This is a genomic window from Vibrio rubrogenes (assembly GCF_059641415.1).
In genome coordinates this window covers 1-1,979 of record NZ_JCARSY010000083.1, presented here as the reverse complement: position 1 = coordinate 1,979, position 1,979 = coordinate 1, and the positions used below count along the sequence as shown (strand labels likewise).

The 1,979-nt window shown below is 54.4% G+C and carries 1 protein-coding gene; it reads left to right on the top strand.

The features are described from left to right. Positions 1–1,978 (top strand): transketolase (gene tkt, locus AC55NX_RS20595; RefSeq protein WP_496997431.1); only part of this gene is annotated, 1,978 nt, incomplete at its 5' end. Position 1,979 lies beyond the last annotated feature (1 nt).

Here is a 1,979-nt window from a genome sequence, read left to right as displayed (position 1 = left end):
TCTCGCGAATGCAATCCGCGCTTTAAGTATGGATGGTGTTCAACAAGCCAATTCAGGTCACCCCGGCGCCCCGATGGGGATGGCGGATATCGCTGAAGTGCTGTGGCGCTCTCACCTGAACCACAACCCACAAAACCCGAATTGGGCTGACCGCGACCGTTTCGTGCTCTCTAACGGTCATGGTTCGATGCTGATTTATTCGCTGTTGCATCTGACCGGCTATGACCTGTCGATTGATGACCTGAAGAATTTCCGTCAGCTGCATTCCAAAACACCGGGCCATCCGGAGTACGGCTATGCACCGGGGATTGAGACCACCACCGGACCATTGGGGCAAGGCATCACCAATGCGGTCGGTATGGCGATTGCTGAAAAAGCGCTCGCGGCGCAGTTTAACCGGGACCAACATGCGATTGTTGACCACCACACCTATGCTTTCCTCGGCGATGGCTGTCTGATGGAAGGGATTTCTCATGAAGCTTGCTCTCTGGCCGGCACATTGGGGCTGGGTAAGCTGATTGCGTTTTGGGATGACAACGGTATTTCGATTGACGGTCATGTAGACGGCTGGTTCACCGATGACACGGCAAAACGGTTTGAAGCGTATGGCTGGCATGTGATTCCGGCGGTAGACGGCCACGATTCTGCAGCGATTGAAGCAGCGATTGAAGCGGCGAAAGCAGAAACGTCACGTCCGACGCTGATTTGTACCAAAACGGTGATTGGTTTTGGCTCGCCGAACAAATCCGGCTCGCATGATTGCCACGGTGCCCCGCTGGGCGCAGATGAAATCAAAGCGACCCGCGAACAACTCGGTTGGGAATACGGTCCGTTTGAAATTCCGGCTGACATTTATGCGCAGTGGGATGCGAAAGAATCCGGTGCTGCGAAAGAAGCGGCATGGAATGAGAAGTTCGCAGCCTATCAGGCGGCTTACCCTGAGCTGGCGGCTGAATTCAAGCGTCGGGTCAATGGTGAATTGCCGGCCGACTGGGAAACCCAGGCCAGCCAAATCATTGCTGAGCTGCAAGCCAATCCGGCAACGATTGCATCGCGTAAAGCGTCACAAAATGCACTGGAAGCATTCGGCAAGTTACTCCCTGAGTTTATGGGCGGCTCGGCTGACTTAGCTCCGTCCAACCTGACTATGTGGTCTGGCTCGAAATCCCTGACCGCAGATGATGCGTCCGGTAACTATATCCATTACGGTGTGCGTGAATTCGGCATGACGGCCATCATCAACGGGATTGCGCTGCATGGCGGTTTCATTCCTTACGGGGCGACTTTCCTGATGTTTATGGAATACGCGCGCAATGCGATGCGGATGGCCGCCCTGATGAAAGTACAGAACATTCAGGTCTACACCCACGATTCAATTGGTCTGGGTGAAGATGGCCCGACCCACCAGCCGGTTGAGCAAATTGCCTCGTTGCGTCTGACGCCGAATATGAGCACTTGGCGTCCTTGTGACCAGGTTGAATCGGCAGTGGCGTGGAAACTGGCGATTGAACGCAAAGATGCACCGACTGCGCTGATTTTCTCGCGGCAGAATCTGGCTCAGCAGGAGCGAGATGCGACTCAGGTGGCAAACATTGCCAAAGGCGGTTATATCCTCAAAGATTGTCAGGGCACACCGGATTTGATTCTGATTGCGACCGGCTCTGAAGTCGATTTGGCTGTTCAGGCAGCAGCGGAATTAACCGCACAAGGCAAGCAGGCCCGTGTGGTTTCAATGCCATCGACCGACGCATTTGACCGTCAGGATGCCGCTTATCGTGAAGCGGTACTGCCGAGTGCGGTGACCGCACGCGTTGCAATTGAAGCGGGTATTGCAGATTACTGGTACAAGTATGTTGGTCTCAATGGCCGGATTGTCGGCATGACCAGCTTTGGTGAATCAGCACCGGCAGGCGAGTTGTTCAAGTTGTTCGGCTTTACCGTCGATAATGTTGTCGAAGTCGCGCTGTCTTTAGGGTAAA